Source organism: Streptomonospora nanhaiensis, from assembly GCF_026642255.1.
Taxonomy (GTDB): domain Bacteria; phylum Actinomycetota; class Actinomycetes; order Streptosporangiales; family Streptosporangiaceae; genus Nocardiopsis; species Nocardiopsis tropica.
The window spans coordinates 1310271-1335733 of record NZ_CP113264.1; the positions used below are offsets into that span (position 1 = coordinate 1310271).

A 25463-nucleotide genomic window follows, 5' to 3' on the forward strand; every position below is an offset into this window, starting at 1 on the left:
ACGTTAATTCATCCGATGATCGGTTAATGCGTTCCGCAATTCCACGGGAGCCCCGGGGAAAGCGGGACGGGTGTCGTCACGGCGGCCTCCCGTGGTAATGGGTGTCCGTTGGACAGCGCGCACGCCAAAACGCGCCTATGGATCACGGCACAGATCTGAAACGGTTGTATTAATACCCAGCCGTCTACCTTCCCTGCCGGTCTCCCCCCGGTCTAGGGTCCACTCAATCGATCTCGGGCCTCATACCCCCGCCCCACATTGAGGTGGACCATGTTCACGAAGTCTTCCCGAAAGCCGCTGGCCCTCGTGGCCACCGCGGCGGCGCTCACGCTGGTGGCGACAGCGTGCGCGGAGAGCACGCGCGAGGGCGGCGGCACAGACGAATCCGCCCCGTTCGTCTTCGCCTCCGCAGGCGACATCAGGACCCTCGACCCCTTCCTCACCAGTGACGGGGAAACCTTCCGTTACAGCCGCCAGGTCTTCGAAACCCTTCTCGACCACGAATCAGGTGGGAGCGAGATCGTCGGCGGACTCGCCGAGACCTGGGAACAGTCGGAAGACGGAACCGTCTGGACCTTCAACCTCCGCGACAACGTGCAGTTCCACGACGGCGACGAATTGACCGCCGAGGCGGTGTGCGCCAACTTCGACCGGTGGCACAATCTGACCGGCGCCTGGCAGAGTTCCAACAACTCGTACTACTGGCAGACGGTCTTCGGCGGTTTCGCGGAGAACGAGAGCGAGGACACCCCCGAGTCCCGCTACGTCTCCTGTGAGGCCGAGGACGACCTGACCGCGGTCATCACGATCTCGGAGTACTCCTCGATCTTCCCCGGCGGGTTCAGCCTCGCCGCGTTCGGCATCATGAGCCCCACCACGCTGGAGGCCATCGCCGACGAGGAGATCACCGGGGAGGAGGGCAACTACTCGCTGCCCGACTACACCCAGAACGTGGGCACCGTCGCCGGCACCGGCCCGTTCACCGTGGAGGAGTGGAACCGCGACCAGGCCGAGGTCACCCTCTCCCGCTTCGGCGACTACTGGGGCACGGAGGCCGGCTTCGAGACCATGATCCTGCGGGCCATCCCGGACGAGACCGCCCGCCGCCAGGCGCTGGAGGCCGGGGACATCCACGGCTACGACCTCGTCGCCCCCGCCGACGTGGAGCCCCTGGAGGAGGCCGGATTCCAGGTGCCCACCCGGGACGTGTTCAACGTCCTCTACCTGGCCTACCAGCAGGAGACCAACGAGGCCCTCGCCGACCTGGAGGTCCGGCAGGCGCTCTCGCACGCGGTCAACCGCCAGCGCATCGTCGACACCATCCTCCCCGAGGGCGGCGAGGTGGCGACCCAGTTCCACCCCGACACCCTCGACGGCTGGTCCCCCGACGTCCAGACCTACGACTACGACCCGGACCTGGCCAGGGAGATGCTCGCCGACGCGGGGCAGGAGGACCTGGAGGTCGACTTCTGCTACCCCACGGAGGTCACCCGCCCCTACATGCCCGCGCCGCGCGACATCTTCGACGTCATCGTCTCGGACCTGGAGGAGGTCGGCGTCACGGTCGAGGCCAAGTCCTTCGAGTGGACCGAGTACGTCCCGCAGACCGACAGCGGGAACTGCTCGATGTACCTGCTCGGCTGGACCGGCGACTACAACGACGCCTACAACTTCATCGGCACCTGGTTCTCGACCCAGAACGACGCCTGGGGCATGGACGAGCCCGAGCTGTTCGACGCCATGGCCGAGGCCAGCAGCAACCCGGACAACGAGGAGCGCGTCGCCGCCTACCAGGACCTGAACGAGCAGATCATGGAGATCCTGCCCGGTCTGCCCCTCTCCAGCTCCCCGCCGTCCATCGCCTTCGCCGAGAACGTCAACCCTCCCCAGGTCAGCCCGCTGACCCAGGAGAAGTTCTTCGAGGCCTCCTGGCAGTAGCCCGCCCCGCCCCCTGACAGGGGGAGGGGACCGGGGCCCGACCGGCCCTCACCGGCCGGTCGGGCCCGCGGCCAGTCCGGGGCCGCCGCCCGCACCGCGCGGGCCGGCCGCCACCGGGAGAACGCCCCATGGAAGCCCGTGGGGCCGTCCGGCCGCCGCCTCCGCCTCCGGAGGCCGGATCCCCGCACACGTGCACGACCTCCAACGGCCGCCGCGCCCCCCGACCGCACCGACCGTGCGGCTCCGCGCCGACCGGGACACCCGTACAACCCGAACCCCCGCCACACCCCGGCGGGGACGCTTCGCGTCCATCGTTCCCACACTGGCGAAAGGCGGCGAAGGTGCTGCGATTCATCGTCAGGCGTCTCCTTCAGCTGATCCCGACACTGGGCGGCCTGTCGATCCTGCTGTTCGTCTGGCTGCAACGGCTGCCGGGCGGACCCGAGTACGCCCTCCTCCCCGACGACGCGACCTCCGAGCAACGAGCCCAGCTGCGGCGCTCCCTGGGCCTGGACGAACCGATCACGGTCCAGTACCTGGCCTTCCTGCGCCGCATCCTCCAGGGAGACCTGGGCGCCTCCCTCCAGACCGGCAGACCGGTCCTCGAAGAGTTCTTCACCCGCTTCCCGGCCACCTTCGAGCTCGCCGTCACCGCGATGCTCATCGCGACCGCGGTGGGCATCCCGCTCGGCTACCTGGCCGCGCGCAGGCGCGGGTCCGTACTGGACTTCGCCGCGGTGGGCGGGTCCCTCCTCGGGATCTGCACCCCGGTCTTCTTCCTCGCCTTCATCCTGAAGGTGGTCTTCGCCGAGCGGCTGGGCTGGTTCCCGTCCGCGTTCCGGCTCTCCCCGGGCATCAGCCGCACGGACCTCTCCGGGTTCGCCGTCCTGGACGGGCTGCGGACCGGCGAGTTCGACGTGGTCGCCGACGCCCTCGCGCACCTGGTGCTCCCCGGGCTCGCGCTCGCCTCGATCCCGCTCGCGGTGATCGTCCGCATGACCCGCGCCAGTGTCCTGGAGGTGCTGGAGGAGGACTACGTCCGCACCGCCAACGCCAAGGGCCTGCACCGCAACACCGTGCGCACCCGCCACGTGATGCGCAACGCCATGCTCCCCGTCGTCACGTCCATCGGCCTGCTCACCGGAAGCCTGTTCGCCGGCGCGGTCCTCACCGAGAGCGTGTTCGCGTTCCCCGGGATCGGTTCGTTCGTGTACGCGGCCACGCAGACCCGCGACTACCCGGTCCTCACCGGGTTCATCCTGCTCATCGCCACTATGTACGTGTTCATCAACCTCCTGGTGGACATCTCCTACAGCCTCCTCGACCCGAGAGTGCGGGCCCAGTGATGCCAACGACACCGAGCTCCCAGAACCCGTCCCGGGCCGAGGACGCGTCGGACGCCGGGGGCCCGCTCCTCGGACGGAAGGCGGCCCGCGTCGACCGCCTCGCCGAGCTCATGGGCGAGCGCGACGAGAGCGGCCACGGCTCGGGGATCTGGCGCACCGCCTTCGCGCGGATGCGCCGCAGCCCCATGGCGATCACCGGCGCCGTGATCGTCGTCGTGTTCGTCGCCGTGGCCCTGCTCTCACCGCTCATCGCGCCCTACTCGCCCACCTCGCAGGCCTGGGGCGACGAGGTGTTCCCGAACCAGAACATCTTCGTCGGCCCGCGCGGCGAGAACTGGCTGGGGCTGGACAACCTCGGCCGCGACCAGTTCTCCCGCATGGTCGTCGGCGCCCGCCAGACCCTCATGGTCGGCGTGGTCGCCACCCTGGTCGGCTTCGGCGCCGGCGCGCTCCTGGGCGGCGCCGCCGGGGCCGCGTCGGTCCTCGGCGGGCGCTGGGGCCGCCAGCTCGACAACGTGGTGATGCGCGTCATCGACATGATGCTCGCGCTGCCGACGCTGCTCCTCGCGGTCACCGTCGCCGCCCTCGTCGGGCCGAGCCTCACCACGGTCATGATCGCCGTCGGCGTCGCCCAGGTCCCGGTCTTCGCCCGCCTCCTGCGCGGCGCGATGATCTCCCAGGGCAACCGCGACTACGTCCTGGCCGCACGCGCGCTGGGGGTGCGCAAGCGCAGGATCGCGCTCACGCACATCCTGCCGAACTCGCTGGGCCCGGTGATCGTGCAGTCCACCCTCACCCTGGCCACCGCCATCATCGACGCTGCGGCCCTGTCCTACCTGGGTCTGGGCAACCCGGACCCGGCCTTCCCCGAGTGGGGGACGATGCTCGCCGACGCCCAGCGCTTCCTGTCCAGCGCCCCGCAGCTGGCCGTGTACCCGGCCCTGGCCATCATCGTCACCGCCCTGGGCTTCACCCTCCTGGGTGAGGCGATGCGGGAAGCGCTCGACCCGAAGCTGAGGAAGTGACCATGAGTTCCAGCACGCCGCTGTTGGCGGTGGACGAGCTGTCCGTGGTGTTCCGCGGGCGCGGTTCCGACCCGGAAGAGGTCCGGGCCGTGGACGGGGTGTCCTTCACCCTGGAGGAGGGCCGGGTCACCGGCCTGGTCGGCGAGTCCGGCTGCGGCAAGAGCGTCACCTCGCTCGCCCTCATGGGCCTGCTGCCCGACAGGGGGGTGAGCGTCGGCGGCAGCGCGGTGATGCGGCTGCCCGGCGGGGAGGCCGACCTCCTGAAGCTCTCGCAGAGGCGGATGCGCGACCTGCGCGGATCCCAGCTGGCGATGATCTTCCAGGACCCCCTCAGCTCCCTCAACCCCGTGGTGCCCATCGGCCGCCAGGTCACCGAGATCCTCCGGCGCCACCGGGGCCTGCGGGGATCGAAGGCCTCGAAGGAGGCGGCCGACCTGCTCTACCGGGTGGGCATCCCCGACCCGACGCGCAGGCTCCGCGAGTACCCGCACCAGCTGTCCGGGGGCATGCGCCAGCGGGCGCTGATCGCCATGGCGGTGGCCTGCCGGCCCCGCCTGATGATCGCGGACGAGCCGACCACGGCCCTGGACGTCACCATCCAGGCGCAGATCCTGGAGCTGCTCAAGGACCTGGTCACCGAGGAGGGCACCTCCCTGCTCATGATCACCCACGACCTGGGCGTCGTCGCCGGCCTGTGCGACGACATCAACGTCCTGTACGCCGGCCGGGCGGTGGAGACGGCGCGGCGCGCGCCGCTGTTCGCCGACCCGACGCACCCCTACACCGTCGGCCTGCTGGGCTCCATCCCCCGGCTGGACGCCCCCCGGGGCGAGGCCCTCACCCCCATCCGCGGCTCGGTCAACGACAACATCGCCTGGACGGACGGGTGCGCGTTCGCGCCCCGGTGCGACCACTACACGATGGAGTGCCTCCAGGGCCCGCCGCAGCTGGTCACCGCGGGAGCGGGGGGCGGGGCCGCGGCGGCGGACGGCGGCGCGGCGGACCGGGCGGCCGGAGCCGGCCACGCGTACCGCTGCGTGAACCCCGTCCGGCACGCGGACGTGGTGGACCGGACGGTACTGGAGAGCCCGGCGGTGGTCGGCGACGACGAGGAGGCGCAGGGATGAGCCTGCTGCGGATCAACGACCTCAAGGTGCACTTCCCGATCAGGCGCGGGGTGGTGTTCGACCGCACGATCGGCCACGTGCGCGCGGTCGACGGCGTCAGCCTGGAGATCCAGGAGGGCCAGACCTACGGCCTGGTGGGCGAGTCCGGCTGCGGCAAGACCACCCTGGGCCGGGCCGTGCTGCGACTGGTGGACGTCACGGAGGGGGAGGTGCTGTTCGGCGGACGCGACCTGGCCGGCCTGGACGCCGAGTCGATGCGCCGGGAGCGCAGGAACCTCCAGATGGTCTTCCAGGACCCCCTGGGCAGCCTCAACCCCAGGCAGAACATCGGCTCGATCCTCCTGGAGGGGCTGCAGACCCACGGGATCGGCGGCCCCGACGGGGGCGGCGACGGCCCCGGGGCGCCCGCCGGGAGGTCCGAGCGGCGGAAGCTGGTCCTGGAGGACCAGCACCGCAGGGTCGTGGACGCCCTGGAGAGGGTGGGGCTGTCCTCGAAGGCGCTCACCCGGTACCCGCACGAGTTCTCCGGGGGCCAGCGGCAGCGCATCGGGATCGCCCGGGCGCTGGTGCTCGAACCCGACCTCATCATCTGCGACGAGCCTGTGTCGGCCCTGGACGTGTCGATCCAGGCACAGGTCCTGAACCTGCTGGAGAGCCTCCAGCAGGAACTCGGGCTCACCTACCTGGTGATCGCCCACGACCTGGCGGTGGTCCGCCACGTCAGCGACGTGGTGGGGGTGATGTACCTGGGGGCGCTGGTGGAGGAGGCCTCCAGCGACGAGCTGTACGAGACGCCGATGCACCCGTACACGCGGTCCCTGATGTCGGCGGTGCCTGTTCCGGACCCGGAGGTGGAGGACGCCCGCGAGCGCATCCTGCTCTCCGGCGACCTGCCCTCGCCGGCGAACCCGCCGTCGGGCTGCCGCTTCCACACCCGCTGCCCGTGGCGGCAGGAGGAGCTGTGCGACACCGAGCGCCCGGAGCTGCGCCCGGTGCGGGGCGCCGCCGAGGGCAGCACCCACCGTGTGGCCTGCCACTACGCGGAGCAGATCCTGGCGGGGGAGATCCGGCCGGACGAGAAGCTGGCCGAGCGCATCGTGCACGGCGTGGGCTGAGCACGGCCCGTCCCGCCCGAGGAGCCGGGACGCGCCGGGCCGCCCCGGCCCGGCGCCTCCCGTCCCGGCCCCGGTCCGCCCGGGGTCAGGCCGCCGGGGGTCAGGCCGCCCGCAGGGTCCGGCAGGCGTCCAGCAGCCGCTCGCGCAGCACGGCGCCGCGCTCGGCGAAGCCCCTCTGCGCCTCCATGTACGCGGCCTTGCCCCCGGCCGTCTCGATGCGCACCGGTTCGTAGCCCCAGTCCGCCAGGTCGTAGGGGGACGCGCGCATGTCCAGGGTCCGGATCTCCCGCGAGAGCTCGAAGCAGTCCACCACGAGCTCGGAGGGCACCGCGGGGGAGAGCTTGTACGCCCACTTGTACAGGTCCATGTTGGCGTGCAGACAGCCCGGCTGGTCCAGCTCCGACTGCCGCTCGCGGGTCGGTCGGAGCGCGTTGAGGGGGCGCGCGGCCTCGGTGAAGAACCGGAACGCGTCGAAGTGCGAGCACTGGATCCGGTGCGACTCCACGACGCGGTCGGTGCCCTCGTGGCCGAGCCGCAGCGGCACCTGGCCGTGGCGCACACGTCCCGCGCGGTACACCATCGCCCACTCGTGCAGGCCGAAGCAGCCCAGGTGGGCGGGGCGGGAGGCGACCGACGACAGGAGCTTCTCCACGAAGCCCAGCACGGGCCGCGCCGCCAGGAACTCCCCGGCGTCCACGGCGACGGCCCCGTCGGGCAGCTCCGTGTAGAACCGCTCGGACAGGCGGGCGCGGGCCCCTTCGCCCAGCAGCGCCGTTCCGGCGCCCGGGTGCCAGCGCCGCAGCTGCGAGGGCTTGAGGTTGTAGTAGGTGAACAGGAAGTCCTCCACCGGGTGGGGCACGCCCTCGCGGCGCCGCCGCAGGTGGTCGGCGACCAGCGCGTCCACGCGCCGCTCGTGCCTCTCGGCGCGCCCGCGCCACTCCGTCTCGGCGAGGGCTGTCGGCGCCCCGGTACTCGTTCCCGTCACGGCCCCCAGGGTACGCGGGCGCGGGGAGCGCCCTTCCGCGCCCGCGGCGCCGGCGCGGTGACGGGCTCAGTTGGACTGCTGGACGGGCAGGTGGCGGCCCAGGTAGCCGATGTAGACGCGGTTGGTCGTGCCCGGCCCCAGGTGGGGGTAGAAGTACAGCCGCGGGCAGATCCCGTACTCGATGTCCAGCTTGATGTGGGCGTACATCGGGACGCGCCCGCCGGGCTCCACCTCCTCCGGCACCCGGAAGAGGCGCTTGTCGTTGAGCTTTCCCCGGTTGCGCACGTGGTCCGACTCCTGCGAGGCCAGGCGCTTGACCGGGATCACCTCGTAGCCGTCGGGCGTCTCCTTCAGGTACGAGTGGAACCCGAGCCCGCTGCCGGGGTTGTCGAACTGGTAGCGCGCGTAGTCGTTCAGGGCCAGCAGGGCCTCCCAGGCGCGGGTGACCCACAGGGCCTCCTTGCGGCTGTCGGACAGCTCGTACACCGTCTGCGCCTCGATGGTGAAGAACAGGTGGGGCAGCGCGGTCCCGTCGGTGACGCGCTCCAGGAGTTCGCGCACGCTCCGGGGAGGACGCCGCCGCGGGTCGCGCGGCGCCGGGGCCGCCGCAAGCCGGAACTGCCCGGCCTCGCGGGCCCGGTCGCGCAGCCACCGGACCTCGTAGGCGGCGGCGCGCGCGTGGTCCCGCGCGCTGTCGAGCTCCTCGGCGAGGTCGGCCGTCTCGGCGAGGAGGCCCTGGCGCTCCTCCGAGAGTTCGGCGACCCGGGTACTGAGGCGCGTGACCTCCTCCCTCAGGCGCTGGACCTGCTGCTCCTGGGCCTCGCGCTCCTGCTCGGAGGCCAGGGCGGCGGGGCCGGGGACCGCCCGGTGCGCGGCGGCGCGGACGGGGCCGGGGGAGGGGGCCCGGACAGCCGCGCGCAGGTCGTCGGTCTCCTCGGAGAGGAGCGCGTCGACCGCGAGGAGGGGGTCGGGGAGGCTCACGTCGAGGGCGTTGTCGCGTACCCGGCGCGACAGCGCCGCGCCCACCCAGTTGCGGATGCGCTCGCCGTCGCGGGCGGTGTCGAGCGTGGCCGGGCTCATCCGGGGGTGGCGGGGGGCGTCGTCCTCGTCGAGCAGGTCGACGCCCGGTAAGAACGTGCGCACCCCGCCCGGGGGGACGTCCAGCCCCCGGGGGAGGAGGGAGCCGACGCGCTCCAGGGCGGCGGCGTCGAGCACGTAGGCGGCGCACATCCCGGTGCAGCGCGCCATGGCACCCGCCATGGCGTCGCGCCAGTCGGCGACGGTGACGTCCCGGGGAGCCCCGGTCGCCACCACCGCCATGCGTCTGACGGGGTCGCGGATGGCCGACACGAGCGTGTCCATGAGGGCGTCGTCGCGTCCGCGCACGATCAGGGGGGCGGGGGGCATCGGGTGCTCGCCGTCGTGGGCGTCCACGGAGTCGAGGAGCATGCGGGCGGCCTCGGGGGGCATGACGTCCAGGCGGGGAGGGTCCGCCGCGGCGCGCTCGGCGGGGGCGGGGTCGACGGCCATGTCGATCCACACGTACCGCCACGGTGCGAGTTCGGGGTCCACGACCGCTGTGGCGACGGTCCGCCACACCCCGTCGGGCTTGTCGGACTCCGTGGTGAGCCGGAGGAAGCGCAGTCCCTCGTCGTCGTTGTCGTGCCGGACCACCAGGGCCCGGGAGCGGTTGCTCAGATCGTGGCGCCCCGAGGCCGAGAAGTCCACCCGCGCGCCCGAGTTGCCGCGTTTGCTGAGCCAGCGGGACAACACCGTCGAGGTGGTGTCGATGAGGTCGCCGTCGTGCTCCGGGACGGCGACGAGCGTGCGGTAGACAAGTGGCAATGAGCACTCCCGGGCTCCCGACGGCGGCGGCGGACCCGAGGGTCCGCCCGAACACGCTGGCAGAGCCCTCCTCCCCACTTTGGACGAAGGAGACCTCCGGCGCCAGTCGGTTGACCAAAGATCCCTCGACCACATCCCAAGGATCCCAGGAGTCTCAGGCGGCCCCACCGGGGCGCTCCGTGCCGGTTGCGCCACTGTGGCCAAGGAACGACACTCCAGTGGAAAAAATGGACAAAGCGGGCGGCGAGGCGCGGGCACTAGCGTCACGGGCATGTCCACGCACCCGTTCTGGCTGGCCGGCACCGCCGCGACCGGCGACACCGAGATCCCTGTCGTCAACCCCTACACCGGCGAGTCCGTCGGCGCGGTCGCCGTGCCGACCGCCGAGCAGATCGAGCAGGCCGTCTCCGCGGCCCACGCCGTCGCCGCCGAGGCCGCCGCCCTGCCCGCGCACGTACGGGCCGACGCCCTCGTCCACATCTCCCGGCGCATCGGCGAGCGGTCCGAGGAGATCGCCCGGACGATCACCGCGGAGAGCGGCAAGCCCCTCAAGTGGTCCCGCGCCGAGGCGGGCCGCGCCGTCTCCGTGTTCCGCTGGGCGGCGGAGGAGGCCCGGCGCGACAGCGGCGAGCTCCAGCGGCTGGACACCGACCCGGGCGGCGTCGGCCGGATGGCCGTGGTCCGCCGCGTCCCCAAGGGGCCGGTCCTGGGCATCTCGCCGTTCAACTTCCCGCTCAACCTGGTCGCCCACAAGGTCGCCCCGGCCCTCGCCGTCGGCGCGCCCGTCGTCCTCAAGCCCGCGCCGGCCACCCCGATGACGGCCCTGATCCTGGGCGAGATCGTCGCGGAGACCGAGCTGCCCGGCGGCATGCTCTCCGTGCTTCCCATGCCCAACGACCGCGCGGCGTCGCTGATCACCGACGAGCGCCTCCCCGTCATCTCCTTCACCGGCGGGGCCTTCGGCTGGGAGCTTCCCCGGCTCGCGCCGCGCAAGCACGTCACCCTGGAGCTGGGCGGGAACGCCGCCGCCGTGGTCCTCGCCGACGCGGACCTGGACTGGGCGGCGCAGCGGGTCGCGCTGTTCGGCAACAACCAGGCCGGGCAGGTGTGCATCGGCGTGCAGCGCGTGATCGTCGAGGACTCCGTCCACGACGAGTTCGTGGCGCGGCTGGTGGAGCGCGTGGAGGCCCTCGGCGTCGGGGACCCCTCCGACCCCGCCACCGACGTGGGCCCGCTCGTGAACGAGGCGTCCGCCGAGCGCGTGGCCGCCTGGATCGACGAGGCCGTCGCCGACGGCGCCGAACTGCTCACCGGCGGCACCCGTGACGGGGTGACGGTCGCGCCGACGGTGCTCGCGAACGCGCCCGCCGACGCGAAGGTCGTGCGCCAGGAGGTGTTCGGACCGGTGCTGGTCGTCCAGCGGGTGGCCGACACCGACGCCGCGTTCGCGGCGGTCAACGAGAGCGACTTCGGCCTCCAGGCCGGGGTGTTCACCCGCGACCTGCCCACCGCGTTCCGTGCGCACCGGGAACTGGAGGTCGGCGGCGTGGTGATCGGCGACGTCCCCACCTTCCGCGCCGACCAGATGCCCTACGGCGGTGTCAAGCAGTCGGGCGTGGGCAAGGAGGGCGTGCGCGCCGCCATGACGGACCTGACCTACGAGCGGGTCCTGGTGCTCACCGGCATCGACCTGTAGCGGGGCCGGGCGCCGCCCCGTCGGCGGCGCCCGGTCGCGGACCCCTCCCGTGCGCCCGCCGGAGCGGCGGCCACCGCCTCCCCGGCCCGGGCCGGGGAGGCGGCCGTCGGGCCGCCTCCCACCGCGCCGACCGCGCCCGGACGGCCGAACCCGGGCCGACCTTCGCCGCTCGTCCCGCGAGAGAGGACCCGGCGACCGCTCGCGGCGATCGGCGCAGGCGCCGAGCCGACCGCAAGCGCCCGCGGACCACGTCCTAGAGCCCCGCGGCGTGGTCGTACAGCTTGCGCGCCTCCGCGCCCAGCCGGGGGCCGTACTGGGTGGAGCGGTCGTCGGCGTACTTGAAGCTGACCACCGAGGAGATCGTGCCCCGTCCGGTCGAGGTGTCGAAGCCCGTGAACCAGGGCCCGCCGCTGGACCCCTGCGTCATGCTGCACCGCACGCCGTTGGCGGTGGTGCCGCCCGTGTCCGGCCTGGTGCGGCCCGAGCAGTAGTGCAGGTCCTGGCCGTCGAAGGGCGAGGCCGAGGGGTATCCGAACGTGTACACCTGCACGCCGTCGCGGACCTTGTCCGCGGTCCAGGAGCCGAACGAGATCCGCTGGGACCCGACCTCGTCCTGGACGGCGGTCCCGCCGCTCTTGTTCAGCACCACCATGGCGAAGTCGTAGCTGTCGTCGGCCTCGCGCGACCACTGCGGGGCGACGAGCATGTCGCGGGCGGTGAACCTGCCGTACGGGTCCTTCCCGGCGTCGTGGCCCGGCACGAAGGTCCAGTTGCGCGCCCACGACCCCTTGCCGTCCTTGGCGCAGTGGCCCGCGGTGACCACGGTGCTCTTGTTGGCGGAGTCCACGACCGAGGCCGAACAGGTGAAGTCGCGGCCGTCCATGGTCAGGTAGACCTTGCCGGTGGTCTTCGTGACCAGGCCGCCGGCGGTCCAGCGCTCACCCCGGCTGTCGGCGCGCGGGGACGCCTGGTGGTCGACGCCGTCCGGAGCGGGGTGCGCCGCGGGCGGCAGGAGGGCTCCCTCCAGCATGCTGGTGATGGGCTGGGCCGCGGCCATCCGCTCGGCGGTCCAGTAGTCCAGCACGGCCCGGTGCTGGGTGCTCGTGACGGCCGCCGTCTGGTGGGAGATCCCGTCCACGCGCGTCGTCGCCTCACCACTGGCGCGGGCGGGCGCGGCGTGCTGCGGCGTCCCGGCGGCCCGGGTGGCGGCGGAGGCCGGTGCGGGGAGTCTCTCGACGAGGGCCAGTCCTCCCAGGGCGACCGCGACGGCGGCCAGGGGGGCGAGGATCTTGTGTGAGGTGGACGAGGTCATGCCCACGATCTTTGCACACTTTGGGTAACTCAACGGCTACTTTGAGTTTGTGTCTCGGGGGGTGGGGAAGTGCGGTCGGCCGCCTCCGGCGCGGGGGCCGTGCCGGAGGCGGCCCGGGGGCGCCCGGTCGGCGCAGCGGGGGCGGTGCCGACCGGGCGCCGGTCAGGCGAGCGGCACCGTGACCCGTGTGGGGGCGTCCTCGGGGGAGGTCACGTCCACCCGGTCCCCGAGGGCGCTCTCGCTCGTGTAGCGGGCGTCCCGGCTGTCGACCACGACCGCCAGCCGGTGCCCGGCCGGGACGTCCCAGACGACCGGTTCCAGCTCGGCGGTGACCGTCACCGGCTCGCCCGGGACGGCGCCGCGCAGGGTGTGGGGGGTGTGGGAGATCAGCGAACCGGCCCCGTTGCCGTCGACGGCGTAGAGGTGGAGGAAGACCGACTGGTCCTCCGCGGTCGGGGTGAACGTGAACGTCGCCTCGGGGGTGCCCGCCACGCGCACCCCGTCCGGGTAGGCGGGGCTGGTCCACACGGCCGCGCGGTAGCGGTCCACCGTCGGCAGCAGGACCCCGGTCGGGATGTCGAAGAACTGCTGGAGCGCGCCGGAGAGCAGGACGGTGCCGCTCTCCGCCGGTGTGCCGATCCCGGTCCGGAAGCGGTAGTCCCACCCCGTGGCCGGCTCCGTCCCCATGGCGCCGCTGCTCTGCCAGCGGAACCAGTCGCCGCTCGGCTCGGCCAGGTAGTACTCGTCGGAGCCGCCGGTCACCGAGGGCCAGTCGGGGTGGGAGGTCCACCCGCCGCTCCCGTTGTTGGGCCTGACGTGCACGGGGCCGTCGGCGTCCACCTCGTTCTCCTGTCCCCGGAGGTGGTGGTCGAACCAGTCGCCGAGGGACTCCCACACCTCGTCGGGCAGGCCGAGCGCCCCGAACGCCTCCTGCGTGGCGTGGTCGCCGGGGGCGAGCATCAGGCGCTTGGGGCCCTCCAGCTCCTCGTAGAAGTCGGTGACGTGGCCGACGGGGAAGATGCCGTCGTTCCAGGCGTGCGCCATCATCACGGCCGTGCCGTTGGCGTTGAGCGCGTCGACCTTGGTGGCGGCGGAGCGGTCCGGGGCCAGGTCGAGGGCGGGTCGGATGTTGCCGCGCCTGTACTCCTCCTCCATCTCCGACAGGTCCTCGCCGGGGCGGCCCGTGAGGTTGCCCGCCAGCAGGAGCAGCTCGGCCGCCTGCCTGTTGACGGTCTCGTCGGGGTACAGGGAGGCGGCCAGGTCGGCCCATCCGCTCAGGGACGCCACGGCCCTGACCCGGTCGTCCTCGGCGGCGGTCAGCAGGCTGATGCCGCCCCCGTAGGAGATCCCGGCCATGCCGATGCGGTCGGGGTCGGCCTCGGTGTTCTCCAGGGCCCAGTCGATGACGGCGCCGGCGTCGGCGCGGTCGTCGGGGCCGGCGACCTCGATCTCCCCTCCGGAGTCCAGGAAGCCGCGCGAGGTGTAGGCGACGACCTGGTAGCCGGACTCCATGGCGAGCCTGGCCGCCGCCCCGACGTAGATGATCTGGGGCGTCCCCCAGGCGGAGGGCATCACGAGGAGGGGGTGGGGGCCCTCGACACCGGTCGGTGTGATGACCTTCGCGCTCAGCTCGGTGCCGTCGTGGCTGACGATCGTCTCGTAGGAGACGGAGGCGCCCACGGCGGCGGAGGCGGGCGCGGGGTGGAGGACGGCGGCGGCGAGGACCGCCGCGATCGCGCAGGACAGCAGGCGGGCGGGTCCTCGCGCGGCGGTCGGGGCCGGGGGGCCTCCGTCCTCCGGCGGTGCGGGACGGGGGGCGCTTCTCACAGGGCGCATGGGGGGACCTCGGGGGTGAGGGGGACGGGGGAGGGCCGATGGGTCCTCGCGCCGTGTCGCCATCGGGAGGCCGGTGTCCGCGGGCGCCGAGGGGGTGATCGGCGCCTCACGCAACCGTGAGGTAACTTACTCACGGGTTAAGTTAGGCCAACCCGCACGCGTTGTAAAGACCCGGTGACTCCGGGGTCCGCCGGGCGGCGCCCGCGCGGCCCGTCCGGGGTTGTCCACAGGCACCTCCGGAGGCCCGCCCGGTGCGGGACAATGGAGCCGTGCGAGAAGAACAGCAGCGAACAGTAGTGATCCTCGGCTCCACGGGCTCGATCGGGACCCAGGCCGTGGACATCGTCCAGCGCAACCCCGACCGCTTCCGCGTGGTGGGCCTGGCCGCGGGCGGCGGAAGGGCCGACCTGCTCGCCAAGCAGGCGGCCGAGCTCGACGTGCCGCTGGTCGCGGTCGCCGACCCCGGGCGGGCCACCGACCTCTCGCGCTCCCTCGCCGAGCACGGCAGCCGGGCCGCCGTCCTGGTCGGCGCCGAGGGCGTGGCGGAGCTCGCCGGGAGCCCCTGCGACGTCGTGCTCAACGGCATCACGGGCGCCCTGGGCCTGGAGTCCACCCTGGCCGCGCTGCGCGCGGGCACCACCCTCGCCCTGGCCAACAAGGAGTCCCTCATCATCGGCGGGCCGCTGGTGCGCGACCTCGCCAGGCCCGGCCAGATCGTCCCGGTCGACTCCGAGCACTTCGCCATCGCCCAGTGCTTCCCGTACCTGCCCGAGGGGCAGCTCGCCAGTCCGGCGCAGGGCCACGTGCACGCCCGCCGCGACGAGGTCAGCCGCCTGGTCGTCACCGCGAGCGGGGGCCCGTTCCGGGGCCGCGACCGCGACGGGCTGGCCGGCGTCACACCGGCCGAGGCGCTCGACCACCCCACCTGGAGCATGGGGCCGGTCATCACCGTCAACTCCGCCACCCTGGTCAACAAGGGGCTGGAGGTCATCGAGGCCAGCCTGCTGTTCGACATGCCCTTCGACAGGATCGACGTCGTCGTCCACCCGCAGTCGATCGTCCACTCGATGGTCGAGTACGTCGACGGCTCCACCATCGCCAAGGCGAGCCCGCCCAGCATGATGATCCCCATCGCCTACGGGCTCGGCGCGCCCGACCGGGTCCCGGGCGCCGCCCCCGGCATGGACTGGACCCGGGCCCAGACCTGGACCTTCGAGCCGCTGGACCACGAGGCCTTCCCCGCCGTCAGGCTCGCCTGCGAGGTCGGCGCCGCGGGAGGCACCGCCCCCGCGGTGTACAACGCCGCCAACGAGGAGGCCGTCGACGCCTTCCTCCGCGGAAACCTCGCGTTCCCGTCCATCATGGACACCGTCTCCCGGGTAGTCTCGGAGCACCGGCGAACGGACCGCCCCGGGGGAGCGTCGCACCAGAGCGTGGGACTGAGCCTGGACGACGTGTACGCCGCCGACGCCTGGGCCCGCACACGTGCGCGCGAGCTTCTCGCGCGCCAGGCCTGACACCGCCTAGAGGAGAGTTGCATGGTCGCCCTGATGACCGTGGTCGGGATCGTCCTGTTCGTCTTCGGGCTGTTGTTCTCGATCGCCTGGCACGAGCTGGGCCACCTCTCCACCGCCAAGATGTTCGGGATCAAGTGCACCGAGTACATGGTGGGCTTCGGCAGGACCCTGTGGTCCTTCCGGCGGGGCGACACCGAGTACGGGATCAAGGCGGTGCCGCTGGGCGGCTTCGTGCGCATGGTCGGCATGCTCCCGCCGTCGCGCCGGAGCGCTGACGGCGGCTCGCGCAAGCTGTCCCGCTGGCGCGCCATGGCCGAGGACGCCCGTGAGGCCTCCTACGTCGAACTCTCCCCGCAGGACCAGGACCGGCAGTTCTACCAGCGGGCGCCGTGGAAGCGGCTCATCGTGATGTTCGCCGGCCCCGGCATGAACGTGGTCCTCGCCGCGATCCTGCTCGCGGTCCTGTTCATGGGCATCGGCGTCCCGAGGAGCACCACCGAGATCGGGCTCGTCAACGAGTGCATGGTCCCGGTCGGCAGCTCCGTCACCGACTGCACCGACGTGCCGCCCACCCCGGCGGCCGAGGCCGGGATGCTGCCCGGCGACGTCATCGTCTCCGTCGGGGGCGAGTCCACCCCGGACTGGAACACCGCCAACCGGCAGATCCGCGAGTCCCTCGGCAGCACCGAGGTCGTGGTCGAGCGCGACGGCGAGCGCGTCCCGCTCGACGTCGACGTCGTCGAGAACGAGCTCCCGGCCCGCGACGCCGAGGGCGAGATCCTCTACGAGACCGACGCCGACGGCGAGCCCGTGTACGACGCGGACGGCTACCGGGTCTACCAGACCGAGACCGTGGGCTTCCTCGGCATCGTCTTCGCCCAGGAGCGCGCCCCGCTCACCGTCGGCGAGTCCGCCGCCGAGATGGGCACCATGATGGTCGGCGTGGGCGAGGCGCTCATCTCCCTGCCCAGCAAGGTCCCGGAGGTGTTCGCCGCCGCGTTCCTCGGGGAGGAGCGCAACCAGGACTCCCCGGTGGGCATCGTCGGCATCTCCCGCATCGGCGGCGAGATCATGGCCCAGGGCCTGCCCGTCGCGGACACCGCGGCGATCATGCTCCAGATCCTGGCCGGTGTGAACCTGTTCCTGTTCGCCTTCAACATGCTCCCGATCCTGCCGCTGGACGGCGGCCACATGGCCGGCGCCCTCTGGGAGTGGCTCAAGCGCGGCTGGGCCAAGCTGTTCCGACGACCCGAGCCCGCCCCGGTGGACGTGGCGATGCTGACACCGGTCGCCTACGTCGTGGTGGCGTGCTTCCTCGTGTTCAGCGTGGTCCTGCTCGTCGCCGACCTGTTCAACCCGGTCAGACTCTTCGGCTGACGCACACCTGCGCGACGGCGGGCGGACGGCCGGCCGACACCGGCCGTCCACCCCGGTCGCGGGGCGGTTCCGGCGTGACGCCGACCACCCCCGGAGGCCGGTAATCTTCAGCTGGCGCACCGGTTCCGCGCTTCGCGAGGGGCGCCCTTCCACGGGCGGGTAACCTGGAGATCGCGATCCGGGAACGACGGTGCAGCGGAGGCAGCCGCGCGAGGTGACCCCGGACGCGGCGCCGCGCGCTCGCCGGACGCCCTTTCCCGATAACCGACGAATCAAGTGCCGCCCCCCTCCGGCGGCAGACGAGGTGAATCAAGCGTGACCGTCGATCTCGGTATTCCCGCCACCCCGCCGCGCCCGCTGGCGACCCGGCGCAAGACGCGGCAGATCATGGTCGGAAACGTCCCTGTCGGCGGGGACGCCCCGGTGTCCGTCCAGTCGATGACGACCACCCGTACCTCCGACATCAACGCGACGCTCCAGCAGATCGCGGAGCTCACCGCCTCCGGCTGCCAGATCGTCCGTGTGGCCGTGCCCACCAACGACGACGCCGACGCGCTCCCGATCATCGCGAAGAAGTCGCAGATCCCGGTGATCGCCGACATCCACTTCCAGCCCAAGTACGTGTTCCAGGCGATCGACGCCGGCTGCGCCGCCGTGCGCGTGAACCCGGGCAACATCAAGAAGTTCGACGACAAGGTCGCCGAGATCGCGCGGGCCGCCAACGAGGCGGGCACCCCGATCCGCATCGGCGTCAACGCCGGTTCGCTGGACAAGCGCCTGCTCCAGAAGTACGGCAAGGCCACCCCGGAGGCCCTCGTCGAGTCGGCGCTGTGGGAGTGCTCCCTCTTCGAGGAGCACGGCTTCCGCGACATCAAGATCTCGGTCAAGCACAACGACCCCGTGGTCATGGTCAACGCCTACCGCCAGCTGGCCTCCGCCTGCGACTACCCGCTGCACCTGGGCGTCACCGAGGCCGGCCCCGCGTTCCAGGGCACCATCAAGTCCGCGGTCGCCTTCGGGGCGCTGCTGTCCGAGGGCATCGGCGACACCATCCGCGTGTCCCTCTCCGCGCCTCCCGCCGAGGAGGTCAAGGTCGGCGCCCAGATCCTGGAGTCGCTGGGGCTGCGCGAGCGCGGCCTGGAGATCGTCTCCTGCCCGAGCTGCGGCCGGGCCCAGGTGGACGTCTACACGCTCGCGGAGGAGGTCACCGCCGGCCTGGAGGGCATGGAGGTGCCGCTGCGCGTGGCCGTCATGGGCTGCGTCGTCAACGGGCCCGGCGAGGCCCGCGAGGCCGACCTGGGCGTGGCCTCCGGCAACGGCAAGGGCCAGATCTTCGTCAAGGGCGAGGTCATCAAGACCGTGCCCGAGTCCCAGATCGTGGAGACCCTCATCGAGGAGGCCATGCGCATCGCCGAGGAGATGGGCGAGGCCGGGGCCGAGTCCGGCCGGCCGACCGTCGCCGTGGCGGGCTGACCCGGATCTTCCGACGACGGCCGCGCCGCACCCCAGGGGGTGCGGCGCGGCCGTTCGCGTGTCCGGAGCCGGGCGGCGGCACGCGGCGGGAGCCCCGTCGCGCCCCGTCGCGCGGAGTGCGCGCGTGTGCCATCGCTCACACCCGCCCGCGTTTTCTTGCGCGGAAGCGCAAGGATGCGCCGCTTCCCTGGGACAGACGCAACGAATGTGGGTCATGTTACCTGGGTAACGCAGCTACGGTTACTGAGGGCGTTTTCGGGCTGATTCCGGCACGAAACGCCCCTTCACCTCCCACATCCCTTCCCGGGGGACAGGTGTGCCCGCCCACAGCAACGAGGAGTAGTCACGTGGTCGACCAGAAGACCCCGGCGGACGCGGCGGCGCCCGTCGGCGTGCCCGCACTGAGGGAGCGGCTGACCCGGCGCAAGCCGGTCGAGAAGCTCGTCGCCGAGACCAGCGACGGCACCGGCCTCCAGCGGCACATGGGCTTCTGGCAGCTCTCCATGATCGGCATCGGCGCCACCCTCGGCACGGGCATCTTCGTCGTGTTGGGCGAGGCCGTCCCCGTGGCCGGTCCCGCCGTCGTCCTCGCCTTCGTGCTCGCCGGCGTCACCGCGCTGTTCTCCGCGCTCGCCTACGCCGAGATGGCCGGGATGATCCCCGCCTCCGGCTCCGCCTACTCCTACAGCTACGCCACCATCGGCGAGTTCATGGCGTGGGTGTGCGGCTGGTGCCTCATGCTCACCTACGGCGTGTCCGTCGCCGCCGTCGGCGTCGGCTGGGGGCAGTACATCGACGAGCTCCTCCACCTCACCACCGGCCTGTCCCTGCCGGGGGCGGTGCTCGCCGGGCCGCTGGAGGGCGGCGTGGTCAACCTGCCCGCCGCGATCGTGGTCCTGCTGTCCATGTTCGCCCTGCTCGCGGGGGTGCGCGAGAGCAGCCGGGTCAACGCGGTCATGGTCGCCGTCAAGGTCGCCATCCTGGTCATGTTCGTCGCGATCGCGATCACCGCCGTCCAGGACGGCAACTTCGCCCCGTTCATGCCGATGGGCATGGCCGGGGTCAGCGCCGCGGGCGCCACCCTGTTCTTCTCCTACATCGGCTTCGACTCCGTCTCCACCGCGAGCGAGGAGGCGAAGAACCCCCAGCGCGACCTGCCCCGCGCGATCATGTTCTCGATGATCCTGGTGACCGCCATCTACTGCCTGGTCGCCTTCGCCGCCGTCGGCGCGCTCGACTGGACCGGCTTCGTGGACGGCGAGACGTCCCTCGCGGGGATCCTCACCCTGGTCACGGGCACCCCGGTGTGGGCGGTCGTCTTCGCGGCCGGAGCGGTCCTCGCCCTGGCGAGCGTGGTGCTGGTGGTGCTCTACAGCCAGACCCGCATCCTCTACGCGATGTCCCGCGACGGGCTCATCCCCAAGGCGTTCTCCACCGTGGACGCCAAGGGCACCCCGCGCGCGAACACGGTCATCACCTCCGTGTTCATCGCGCTCCTCGCCGCGCTGGTCCCCCTGGGGCCGCTCGCGGACGCCACCTCCATCGGCACCCTCTTCGCGTTCGCCCTGGTCAACGTGGCTGTGCTGGTGCTCCGGCGCACCCGCCCCGACCTCCCGCGCGCCTTCCGCGTGCCCGGCGCCCCCGTCACGCCGGTCCTGGGGGTGCTCGCCTGCGCCTACCTCATGTTCAGCATGTCGCCGAGCGTGTGGGCGGCCTTCGGGGCCTGGCTCGTCGTCGGACTGGCCGTCTACTTCGGCTACGGCATGCGCCGCTCCGCACTGGAGCGCGTGCCCGCGTCCGGGGTCTAGGCCGGGCGGGAAGGCCGCACCGCATGCCCGCGCCGGGGCCGGGGACCCTCCCCGGCCCCGGCGCCGTGTCCGCCGACGCGCCCGGCCGCCGGGACGCGCCCGGCGCCGTGGCGGGTCCACGCGGCGATGCGCGCACGAACGCGCCCCAACACGCAAGGAAGAGCGGATTCACGGGGGAAAGACGCACGTTTCCACTGCTCCGGCGCACCGTTCCGACACGATCTCCCGCCTAGAGTGGACGCGGCCCGAGAACGACCGAGGGGGAGGCGGCCCATGACGCGCGGACCACTGCGTGTGGCCCTGGACCAGGGGGCCGGTCGCAGCGGCGACGTCGCCGACGCGCTCGGCCGGCTCGCCGGCCGCGCCGCACAGGCCGCCGAGGCCGGGGCCCGCCTGCTCGTCGGCCCCGAGATGTCGCTCACCGGCTACGCCCTCGGAGCCGGGACGGTGGCCCGGATGGCCGAACCCGCGGACGGGCCCCTCGCGGACGCCGTCGCGGCGATCGCCGCCGACACCGGCGTCGCCCTCGTCTACGGATTCCCCGAGCGCGCGGACGGCGCCGTGTACAACACCGTCCAGCTCGTGGACGGCACCGGTGCGCGCCTGGCCGCCTACCGCAAGGCCCACCTGTTCGGCGACCTGGACCGGGACGCGTTCTCCCCGGGGGCCGACCCGGTCGTCCAGGCCGACCTCGACGGGTTCCGCGTCGGCCTCCTGATCTGCTACGACGTGGAGTTCCCCGAGGCCGTGCGCGCACACTCCCTCGCGGGCACCGAGCTCCTCGTCGTGCCGACCGCCCTGATGCTCCCCTTCACGGAGGTCCCCACCCGGGTGGTGCCCGTGCGCGCCCTGGAGAACCAGCTCCATGTGGCCTACGTGAACCGCTGCGACACCGAGGGCGACCTGTCCTACGCGGGCCTGAGCGCGCTCATCGGGCCGGACGGGACCGAGACGCTGCGCGCCGGTCCGGGCGAGGAGCTCCTGGTCGGCGACGTCGCGCCGGACGCCGTCGCCGCCGCACGCCGGGAGCACTCCTACCTGGACGACCGCCGGCCCGACCTCTACCGGGCGCTCACCGCCTGACCCGCTCCCCGGGGCGCACGCGTCCCCGGCGCCGGCCGTGCCGACCGCGGCAGGGGCCGCCGTCCGGGGCGCCCGGCCGCCCGGACCGCCGCCCCGCCCCCCGCAGCCCGATCACCGACCACCCGAAGGAGGGGCTCCATGACGTCCGCAGTGCCCACCGCCGCAGGCACCCCGTCCACGCCCGGCACGCCGCCGCTGAACATGTGCGGGCCGGACTTCCCGTTCGCCTACGACTCCTACCTGGAGCACCCGGCCGGGCTCGGGCAGGTCCCCCCGCAGCACCACGGGACCGAGGTCGCCGTCATCGGCGGGGGGCTCTCCGGGATCGTGGCGGCCTACGAGCTGATGAAGATGGGGCTGCGCCCGGTCGTGTACGAGGCGGACCGGATCGGCGGACGCCTGCGCACCGAGAAGCTCCCCGGCTGCCCCGACGACGTGGTCGCCGAGATGGGCGCGATGCGCTTCCCGCCCTCTTCCACCGCCTTCCTCCACTACGTGGACCGGGTCGGCCTGGAGACGACCCCCTTCCCCAACCCGCTCTCCCCGGCCACCCCGAGCACCGTGGTCGACCTCAAGGGCGAGTCCCACTACGCCACGACCCTCGCCGACCTGCCCGAGGTCTACCGCGAGGTGGCCCGCGCCTGGGAGCGGACGCTGGAGGAGGGCGCACAGCACAGCCGCATGCAGCGCGCGATCCGCGAACGCGACACCGCGACCCAGAAGGAGATCTGGAACGATCTCGTCCGGGGGCTGGACAACCAGACCTTCTACGGTTTCCTCTGTGAGTCACCGGCGTTCGCGTCCTTCCGCCACCGCGAGATCTTCGGGCAGGTGGGGTTCGGCACGGGCGGCTGGGACACGGACTTCCCCAACTCCATCCTGGAGATCCTCCGGGTCACCTACACGGGCGCGGACGACGACCACATGGGCATCCGCGGCGGTGTCCAGCAGCTTCCCCGGCGGCTCTGGGAGGACGCCCCGGACAAGCTCGTCCACTGGGCGCAGGGCACCACGCTGGAGTCGCTGCACGGGAGTGGTCCGCGCCCGGCCGTCACCGCCCTGCGCCGCACCGCGGCGAAGGGCTCGCCCTCGGGGAACATCACGGTCACCGACGCGTCGGGTTCCGTCCGCACCTACCCGGCGGCCGTGTTCACCGCGCAGAGCTGGATGCTGCTGTCCAAGATCGACTGCGACGACGACCTGCTGCCGATCGACCATTGGACGGCGATCGAGCGCACCCACTACATGGAGTCCTCGAAGCTGTTCGTCCCCGTGGACCGGGCCTTCTGGCGCGACAAGGACCCCGAGACGGGCCGCGACACCATGAGCATGACGCTCACCGACCGCATGACCCGGGGGACCTACCTCCTGGAGGGCTCCGACCCGGACGGCCCCGCGGCGATCTGCCTGTCGTACACCTGGTGCGACGACTCGCTCAAGTGGCTGCCGCTGTCGGCCGGCGAGCGCCTGGAGGTCATGCTCTCCTCGCTGTCCAAGATCTACCCCGGGGTGGACGTGCGCTCGCACATCACCGGTGACCCGGTCACCGTGTCGTGGGAGGACGAGCCCTACTTCATGGGCGCGTTCAAGGCGAACCTGCCGGGCCACTACCGCTACCAGCGCCGCCTGTTCACGCACTTCCACCAGGAGGGCCTGGCGGAGCGCCACCGGGGCCTCTTCCTGGCGGGGGACGACATCTCCTGGACGGCGGGCTGGGCGGAGGGCGCGGTGCAGACCGCGCTCAACGCGGTGTGGGGCGTGGCGCACCACTTCGGCGGCGGCACCGACGCGTCCAACCCCGGGCCGGGCGACCTGTTCGACGCACTCGCCCCCGTGGAGCTCCCGGAGGACTGAGCCCGGCCGTGCCCCGCCCCCGCGACCGCTCCGGTCCCGGGCGGCGGGGCCGAGCACGCATCATGCCGTTCGTGCATGGGAGCGGCGGTTTCCGTCTTGGACGGCATCGGGATCGGTGGCCAGACTTCTGGCGTGGGGCCGCCCGCCGGGGCGGCCCGCGCGGGCCGGGCAGCCGGGCCGCGCACCCCCCGAACAGGAGCTGAACACGACCATGACCCCCTCACCGACCCTGCGCGCCGGAGGCGCGGCCCTGGCCGCGCTGGCCCTCACCTCCGTCACCGCCTGCGCGGCCTCCGGGCCGGAACCCCGGCAGGAGCCCGCCCGGGAGCAGTCGGCCGCCCCGGAAGCGGCGCCGGAGCTGTTCCGGGAGTTCGAGCGGCTGGAGGAGCGGTTCGACGCGCGGCTCGGCGTCTACGCGGTGGACACGGGCACCGGCGAGGAGATCGCCCACCGGGCGGACGAGCGCTTCGCCTACTGCTCCACCCACAAGGCCCTCTCCGCGGGCGCGGTGCTGCGGCGGAACACGCTGGAGGAGATGGAGGAGGTCGTCTCCTACACCGCCGACGACCTGGTCGGCCACACGCCGATCACCGGGGCGCACGTGGACACCGGGATGACCCTGCTGGAGGTGGCCGACGCCGCGGTCCGCTACAGCGACAACACCGCCGCCAACCTCCTCCTCGAGGAGCTGGGGGGTCCGGACGGGTTCGAGGAGGCCATGGAGGAGATCGGCGACGACGTGATCGAGGCCGACCGGATCGAGCCCGACCTCAGCCGGACGGCCCCCGGGGACACCCGGGACACGAGCACGCCGCGCGCCATGGCCGCGAGCCTGGAGGAGTTCACACTCGGCGACGCCCTTCCCGAGGACCGGCGCGCCGTGCTCAACGGCATGCTGCGCGACAACACCACCGGCGACGAGGTGATCCGCGCGGGCCTCCCCGGGGACTGGGAGGTCGGTGACAAGACGGGCAGCGGGAGCTACGGGACGCGCAACGACATCGCCGTCGTCCGTCCCCCGGGCGGCGACCCCGTGGTCATCGCGATCATGTCCATGCGGTACGAGGAGGACGACGAGTTCGACAACGCGCTGATCGCCGAGACCGCGACGGTGATCGCGGGGGTCCTGGGCTGACGCGGTGACCGGAGGGGGTCGCTGTCCTCCCCCTCCGCCGTGATCTCGTATCCGTGGCGGTGCCGGGCGCCGGGATCGGCCACAAGGACGGGACCGTCCAGGGCGGTGCCCCCTGCGGCACACCGGCAACGGTTCCGGCCGGGCCCGGAACCCGTGCCCGGGCCGGACGGGGAAGGGGCCGCCCGCCTCGCGGCGGACGGCCCCGCTGGCGCCCGGGATCAGGGGGCGCCACTCCCTCCAACGAACGGAGGGACCCGGGAGTTTCCGTGCCGGCGGGCGAACGCCGCGGCTCCCCGGGGCGGACGCCCCCGGCCGCGTGCGCGGCAGCCGCCCGGGACCCGCTCCCGCGGGGGCGCGGCTCCGGGCTCCCCGGGGCGTCCGGCCCGCCGGTCGCCGGGCCCGGAGCTCAGGGCAGGTCGGCGGTCCCGGCGAGGATCGGCTGGTCCACGAGCCGGGACAGGACCAGTGTGCTCTTGGTCCGCACCACGAAGGGTTCGGCGCCCAGGCGCTCGATGACCTCCTCCAGGTGGTGCGTGTCGCGTGCGCGCACCTGCACGATGGCGTCGGCCTCGCCGGTGACCGTGCACGCCGAGGTGATCTCGGCGTAGCCCGCGAGCCCGGAGCGGATCTCGCCGGGAGAGGTGCGGGCGCGGCAGTACAGCTCGATGAACGCCTCGGTGGTCCACCCGACGGCCTGCGGCTCGACGACGACGGTGAACCCTCGCACGGCGCCGGAGTCCACCAGCCGGTCCACGCGCCGCTTGACGGCCGAGGGGCTCAGTCCGACGTGGCCGCCGATCTCGGCGAAGCTCATCCGCGCGTCCGCGCCGAGAATCGCGATGATCCGCTCATCGACACGATCCAGCCGCATTGTGCCCCTTTGTCCACGTCTGATCCAGGCAGGGCACATGTTACCGGGGTATACCTCCCTGGGGTCCGTGTCGCTTCCCTCCGTCACGTCGCGCAACAGTGACAATGCATGAGGTCGAAC

At 72.7% G+C, this 25463-nt stretch carries 18 protein-coding genes; 13 read left to right on the top strand and 5 right to left on the bottom strand.

Annotation, left to right across the window (positions count from 1 at the left end; translation table 11 throughout):
• The first annotated feature begins 270 nt into the window (after positions 1-270).
• The 5 genes from OUQ99_RS05835 (at position 271) to OUQ99_RS05855 (ending at position 6551) form a co-directional block, all read left to right on the top strand.
• Positions 271-1938: an ABC transporter substrate-binding protein gene (locus OUQ99_RS05835; RefSeq protein ID WP_267948401.1), complete on the top strand. Its 1668-nt coding sequence runs from the start codon at positions 271-273 to the stop codon at positions 1936-1938.
• A gap of 341 nt (positions 1939-2279) precedes the next feature.
• Entirely contained in the window at positions 2280-3284 is a 1005-nt protein-coding gene (locus tag OUQ99_RS05840; RefSeq protein WP_267948402.1) for an ABC transporter permease, read from the top strand.
• Entirely contained in the window at positions 3284-4309 is a 1026-nt protein-coding gene (locus OUQ99_RS05845; RefSeq protein WP_267948403.1) for an ABC transporter permease, read from the top strand. The genes OUQ99_RS05840 and OUQ99_RS05845 overlap by 1 nt, the downstream gene beginning before the upstream one ends.
• Before the next feature lie 2 nt (positions 4310-4311).
• Positions 4312-5436: an ABC transporter ATP-binding protein gene (locus tag OUQ99_RS05850; protein WP_267948404.1), complete on the top strand. Its 1125-nt coding sequence runs from the start codon at positions 4312-4314 to the stop codon at positions 5434-5436.
• A complete protein-coding gene (locus OUQ99_RS05855; RefSeq protein WP_267948405.1) occupies positions 5433-6551 on the top strand; it encodes an ABC transporter ATP-binding protein in 1119 nt (372 codons plus the stop codon). Before OUQ99_RS05850 ends, OUQ99_RS05855 begins: the two co-directional genes overlap by 4 nt.
• 100 nt (positions 6552-6651) lie before the next feature.
• Here the strand turns inward: OUQ99_RS05855 and OUQ99_RS05860 are convergent, their stop codons facing one another.
• Together OUQ99_RS05860 and OUQ99_RS05865 are read right to left on the bottom strand one after the other, a co-directional pair.
• Positions 6652-7536, bottom strand: coding sequence for a 3-methyladenine DNA glycosylase (locus OUQ99_RS05860; RefSeq protein ID WP_267948406.1), 885 nt, complete (start codon positions 7534-7536; stop codon positions 6652-6654).
• Positions 7537-7602: 66 nt separating this feature from the next.
• Positions 7603-9381: a hypothetical protein gene (locus OUQ99_RS05865; protein ID WP_267948407.1), complete on the bottom strand. Its 1779-nt coding sequence runs from the start codon at positions 9379-9381 to the stop codon at positions 7603-7605.
• Between the two features lie 271 nt (positions 9382-9652).
• On the opposite strand from OUQ99_RS05865, the gene OUQ99_RS05870 reads away from it, so the two are divergent.
• Positions 9653-11077 (top strand): aldehyde dehydrogenase family protein, encoded by a 1425-nt coding sequence (locus OUQ99_RS05870; protein ID WP_267948408.1) that lies wholly within the window; start codon positions 9653-9655, stop codon positions 11075-11077.
• Positions 11078-11330: 253 nt separating this feature from the next.
• Here OUQ99_RS05870 and OUQ99_RS05875 read toward each other — a convergent pair whose 3' ends face one another.
• Complete coding sequence (locus tag OUQ99_RS05875) at positions 11331-12389, bottom strand: trypsin-like serine peptidase (protein WP_267948409.1); 1059 nt, start codon at positions 12387-12389, stop codon at positions 11331-11333.
• A 162-nt stretch (positions 12390-12551) separates the two neighbouring features.
• Positions 12552-14225, bottom strand: coding sequence for a CocE/NonD family hydrolase (locus tag OUQ99_RS05880; RefSeq protein WP_267948410.1), 1674 nt, complete (start codon positions 14223-14225; stop codon positions 12552-12554).
• A 296-nt stretch (positions 14226-14521) separates the two neighbouring features.
• Here OUQ99_RS05880 and dxr point away from each other — a divergent pair, with 296 nt between their 5' ends.
• From dxr to bla, 7 genes are all read left to right on the top strand, one after another.
• The gene (dxr, locus tag OUQ99_RS05885; RefSeq protein ID WP_267948411.1) at positions 14522-15742 is read left to right on the top strand and encodes a 1-deoxy-D-xylulose-5-phosphate reductoisomerase; all 1221 of its coding nucleotides are present in this window, start codon (positions 14522-14524) and stop codon (positions 15740-15742) included.
• Positions 15743-15763: 21 nt separating this feature from the next.
• Positions 15764-17119 (top strand): M50 family metallopeptidase, encoded by a 1356-nt coding sequence (locus tag OUQ99_RS05890; RefSeq protein ID WP_267948412.1) that lies wholly within the window; start codon positions 15764-15766, stop codon positions 17117-17119.
• A gap of 315 nt (positions 17120-17434) precedes the next feature.
• On the top strand, positions 17435-18592 hold the full coding sequence (gene ispG, locus OUQ99_RS05895; protein ID WP_267948413.1) for a flavodoxin-dependent (E)-4-hydroxy-3-methylbut-2-enyl-diphosphate synthase: 1158 nt from the start codon (positions 17435-17437) through the stop codon (positions 18590-18592).
• A gap of 347 nt (positions 18593-18939) precedes the next feature.
• Complete coding sequence (locus OUQ99_RS05900) at positions 18940-20400, top strand: amino acid permease (protein ID WP_267948414.1); 1461 nt, start codon at positions 18940-18942, stop codon at positions 20398-20400.
• Between the two features lie 273 nt (positions 20401-20673).
• On the top strand, positions 20674-21483 hold the full coding sequence (locus OUQ99_RS05905; RefSeq protein ID WP_267948415.1) for a carbon-nitrogen hydrolase family protein: 810 nt from the start codon (positions 20674-20676) through the stop codon (positions 21481-21483).
• A gap of 138 nt (positions 21484-21621) precedes the next feature.
• Complete coding sequence (locus OUQ99_RS05910; protein WP_267948416.1) at positions 21622-23337, top strand: flavin monoamine oxidase family protein; 1716 nt, start codon at positions 21622-21624, stop codon at positions 23335-23337.
• A gap of 211 nt (positions 23338-23548) precedes the next feature.
• A complete protein-coding gene (bla, locus tag OUQ99_RS05915) occupies positions 23549-24472 on the top strand; it encodes a class A beta-lactamase (protein WP_267948417.1) in 924 nt (307 codons plus the stop codon).
• Positions 24473-24878: 406 nt separating this feature from the next.
• Here the strand turns inward: bla and OUQ99_RS05920 are convergent, their stop codons facing one another.
• On the bottom strand, positions 24879-25343 hold the full coding sequence (locus tag OUQ99_RS05920) for an Lrp/AsnC family transcriptional regulator (protein ID WP_267948418.1): 465 nt from the start codon (positions 25341-25343) through the stop codon (positions 24879-24881).
• Between the last annotated feature and the right edge of the window lie 120 nt (positions 25344-25463).